This window comes from Ancylothrix sp. D3o, assembly GCF_025370775.1.
Lineage (GTDB): Bacteria > Cyanobacteriota > Cyanobacteriia > Cyanobacteriales > Oscillatoriaceae > Ancylothrix.
Genome location: NZ_JAMXEX010000074.1, coordinates 1 through 4425, shown reverse-complemented (window position 1 = coordinate 4425; position 4425 = coordinate 1). Strand labels below are relative to the sequence as shown.

Below are 4425 nucleotides of genomic sequence, written 5' to 3'. Positions count from 1 at the left end.
TAGACCGGCACCATCATCTAGTAGACCGGCATCCAGTGGAGCACCCATACCAGCATCGAGGAGTATGGCAACACCGGTACCAAGTACACCGGCACCACGACCAACATCAACATCAACACCGGCAGCCACACCAGTACCAAGACCGGCCCCAAGTACACCAGCAGCCACACCAGTACCAAGACCGGCTTCTAGTACACCGGCACCCACATCGGCACAATCTCCCACGCCAGTATCAAGACCGGCATCAAGTCCACCGACACCAACGCCAGTATCAAGGCCGGCATCCCCATCTAAGAGCCAAGAAACACCAACGAGGCCGGCTTATTCAGCAGAAGAACGTTGGCAACGTTTGGCACAGTTGGGTGCATACGATGCTGTGGGGGAAGGAGATCCTTCAAATGGCATTATTCCTGGGGTAAATGTTGGTATGAATAGGGGTGTTAATACAGCATTTAATCCTGGTGGTTATCCTGGTGTTAATTTGAATAATCAGCCGGCCCTATCTGGTAGTAATATCCCTGTACAAAATAGGGTTCTGTCTCCCTACGATACACCGACTGAACCAGTAACTTTGGCCGGTGTTCCCGTTGCTCACTCTATCTCGCCTCCGCCGGTTAATTCGACAGCATTATCAAGCGAACTAACACCTCCAGAATTGGTGGTTTCCCGCCAGCCTTTATCTGAAGAAGAACAAGCAATTTTATCAGAAACACCTCAAACAACAGAACCATCTGCCCCCACCAGTGTTGCTGTTTCAACTTCAACAGATGTACAGACGTTCTGGCAGAACGTCTCTACAGGTTTTCTTGAACCTACTGCTTATGATGAAGCTGGTTCAATTAATCCTAATACAGTAGGGATTGCTGGTAATAATTTTATAAAGGTGGGCCAACTTGTACCAGGGCAATTAGTGACGCCGGTGGCAGCAATTGATTCTGGTAATAGGCAAAACCAAACCGGGAATATTGCTCAAAGATTTGTGGTTGCTCTTTCTAACCCGTTGCTTGCTTCAGATGGTGCAGTATTATTTCCAGCTTCATCTCAAGTTGTGTTTGAAGTAAAAAATGTTCAGAAAAATGGGTTAGTGGAGGCTGTTGGGGTTGCTTTAATAGATGGACAAGTTGAGTACCGTTTACCGACTGGTGCAATCTCTATTCGTGGGGAAGATGGAGAACCCTTAATAGCAGAACGCCGACGAGATGATTCTGGTTTATTTGGCCGGGATCTACAAACATTTGGTTTAGGCGCTGCTGCAAAAGTTGGTGAAGTATTGAACCGGCCCCAACGTGAAAGCAGTTATTCTGGGTTTGGTGGTGGTGGTAGTACCGTAGAACGTGGTTCTCCCAATATTTTAGGTGCCGTATTAGAAGGCGGATTTTCACCGATTTTAGAATCTAATACACGACGCAATGAGCGCGCCATTCAAGAAATTGAAAGCCGGCCTCCCCTTTGGTATATCGAACAAGGGACAGGTGTTCAGGTTTTTATTAACTCCAGTTTCCAACTCCAACAATAATTTCCAACTTCAACAATACTTCTCCACTTTAACAATCTTGATAAATTATGTTCAAACTTCCTTTGACGGGTTTGCTTTTGAGCCTGGCATTAACGGTTTCTTTTGGAGAATCGGCTTTTGCTAATAGTGTGTTGCGTTTGACGAGGGAGCAAGCATCAGGGGTTGGTGTTCCGCCAACGAATATTGAAGTTGCTCCTGGTGCCGGTGTAAATATTATGGTTCCTTCTGGTGAAATTATCCAGAAAGCTTGGCTAGATAATCCAGCTTTTGTCACCCTAGATGCTGATGGTTGTCTGGAAGGAATAGCCAAAAAATGTGAGACCAATAGACCGGCTACCCTCGTCCACTTAAAACTGATTGAACGCTTAGACTTTGAAGGATTACCTGCTGCTAACCACTCTCTATTAACTTTAGTATCAAATGGTTCTGGTGGTTCTCAAGTTTACCTGTTTAAAGTTCATCCCTCTGAGAAAGTGGGTTACTACACTGTTCAAATTATTGGTAGTCCTACTTTAAGAGGAGCTTCGCCATCCCCTGCTACTTTACCTGTATTAAATTCAACACCAACTGCTTCCACAATTTCTATAGTAGGGATTGAGCGAGGTATTCAAGTGGCCGTTCAACGTTCTCTTTTAATTTCCGGGTCTCAACTGTGGAATCGAATCAATGATTTTCTTTCTCGTATAAAGGCCGGTCAATCCCCAGAGATGGCAATGAGAGCAGCGGGGATTTCTCAAGATTTGGTAATGAAGTTACAGCAATTGGGTTCTCAAGATATCAGAGCCAATCAAATTTAGTGGGGGATTTATGTTTAGAATAAATTCAGTTTGGCGAAAGTTATATTGGTTTCTTTTTGGATTATCTTTAACTTTGTTTCTTTCAGGGTTGTTGCTTGTGTTTCAAGGCCGGGGTTTTTCTCAAACTCCGGCACCCCCCACATCACCGGCAGCACCGACATCACCAGCACCACCGGGGGGTCAAATTGGTAATCCAAATTCTCCAGTTTCTACGCTTTCATGGAATGGGGTAGCGCTTCCTGATTGGGGCCAGATTACTTTTAGTTCTATGCCTCCAATAACAGAAGGGGGAAGTTTTACTGCCACACCGGATATGGTAACTCGTTTGGGATATGACCCTTCAAGAAGTTGGCAGAGGGGCCAAAATCCAGCATCTTTTACGATGATTGGAGATTTCCAAGATTCGTTTCGGCTACAAGAATTTGATTTATCTAAAATCGCTGGATTTGTTGGCCAGACTTTTGATAATCTCCGCCTTTCAGATTTTGGGGTAATGAAATTTCAAAATCTCCAAAGTTTAGTTGAAGCGGTTCCGGGGCTGGGTGATTTTCCTGTTGACCAAGTTAAACCTGTCCTTGATTTGCTAACCACCCAGGTTCCAATGGGCGTTGATAGTTCTCAAACACTTTCTCAATTACTGGCAGCTTCTCCACAATTAGGGGAACTACCATTAGCTTCTTTACCATTAGACCAATATCCAATTAGTGATATCCCTAACTTACAATTAGCACAGTTAGGTAATTTTCAGAATTGGCAAGCTGTGCCGGTTGAACAAGTACCGGGGTTGCCAGATGTTCCTTTTTCAGAATTTCCTAATCCTATAATGCCGGTGGGTACTTCAACCGGCCAGGTTGATATTGTCTTTGGCAACAAAGAACATCGCACCACCCGTACAATGTCAGGTTCAGATGTTGAGGGGTTTAGTGTCCCCTGCTATCAAGATTGTGCTCATGTTGAATTTGCTGGTAATGAATCAGTGCGTGGTCATCAATGGGTATCTGGTAAATACCAAGAAGTCAGAGGCGGTCATGGAATTTTAGCATCTGTTAATAATGGGATGGAACCAACTGGCCGGCATCCGTTTGGAGAAGCATTTAAACTAGCAATTTGGGATGTTTCCGAGACACAAGGCCGGTTTAATACTGCCCTATTTTTCCGCATTTGTATTCGTAACGCTTTTGTTGATTTGGGCTGCACTCCCTACTTTATTGGGCCGGTTCCTTGGTTCAGTTATGAAGAAAAAACCAGCATGGTGTTTTTAGGGCCGGCTGACTGGAAAGATGCACAAACGGACGGGGGTAGTGTAAGTACGAATGCACCAGATCCCTCTACTGAACGACGTAATAATTCTGCACAACCTTCTTTTAATGGTCAAACTTTTACACAACAACAACTTGGGAATTGTGCAAGCTATGGAGGGGTTAATATGTCTGCTTTATCAACTGCTATTTCAGAAATTGAAGGCGATTATGATTCAGTCGGTGCGTGGTCTTGTGTAGCCGGTAATTGTGGTCGTCCTTTAGGAACTCATCAAATGATGTCCTACCGTGAGGATGTTCGTAAAACTATCGCCAGTAAACCAGGCGGGGGAGCTTTTTTACAAAAGCTTGATTCTGGGGAGCCGGTGGGTGGACAAGAGATGTTTGAATATTTCAATGATGCTGACCAAAATGCTTTATTTGAAGCTGAATCTTCGACTTTGATTAATCGCGCATCCAGTGAAATAGATCCGCAAACTGATCAACCCTTTATCGGCCAGCGTTTAATTGAACGAGTAGGACAAATGCACTTTGGTGGGCCGGCTATTCCCATTGATTCCGGTGCGAGTGATGTTCATGGTGGTTTGACTGTTCGCTCTTATGGTCAAAAAGTAGCCGGAACTTACCAACAAGCCACCCTTACATCTAAATGTGGGAGGTAATTTATGCACTTACGTCTTCCTAAATTCTCTTTTTTGCTAGTAAGCCTGGTGTCTTTTGTTTTGGTTTTTCTGCTAGTTATGATGTCCAGAAGCCAGCCAAATAACCAATCTGTTTGGCAACCGGCCAATTCGATTTTACCACCGGCTTTTGTTGAAAGAGTGATTGCTTCTAACTACGAGGACGCAAATGG

General features: G+C 44.4%; 3 protein-coding genes. All 3 read left to right on the top strand.

Translation table 11 applies throughout. The features are described from left to right. On the top strand, positions 1 to 1516 hold a 1516-nt coding region (locus NG798_RS26810), incomplete at its 5' end, for a TrbI/VirB10 family protein (RefSeq protein ID WP_317619641.1). A 47-nt stretch (positions 1517 to 1563) separates the two neighbouring features. Further along, positions 1564 to 2313, top strand: a complete 750-nt coding sequence (locus NG798_RS26805) for a hypothetical protein (RefSeq protein ID WP_261226780.1) — start codon at positions 1564 to 1566, stop codon at positions 2311 to 2313. 10 nt (positions 2314 to 2323) lie between these two features. Continuing rightward, the gene (locus tag NG798_RS26800) at positions 2324 to 4234 is read left to right on the top strand and encodes a hypothetical protein (RefSeq protein ID WP_261226779.1); all 1911 of its coding nucleotides are present in this window, start codon (positions 2324 to 2326) and stop codon (positions 4232 to 4234) included. Positions 4235 to 4425 lie beyond the last annotated feature (191 nt).

Bases quoted from the DNA above. Each gene is read 5' to 3' on its own strand.
- NG798_RS26805 (WP_261226780.1), top strand. From the start codon at position 1,564: ATGTTCAAACTTCCTTTGACGGGTTTGCTTTTGAGCCTGGCATTAACG.
- NG798_RS26800 (WP_261226779.1), top strand. From the start codon at position 2,324: ATGTTTAGAATAAATTCAGTTTGGCGAAAGTTATATTGGTTTCTTTTT.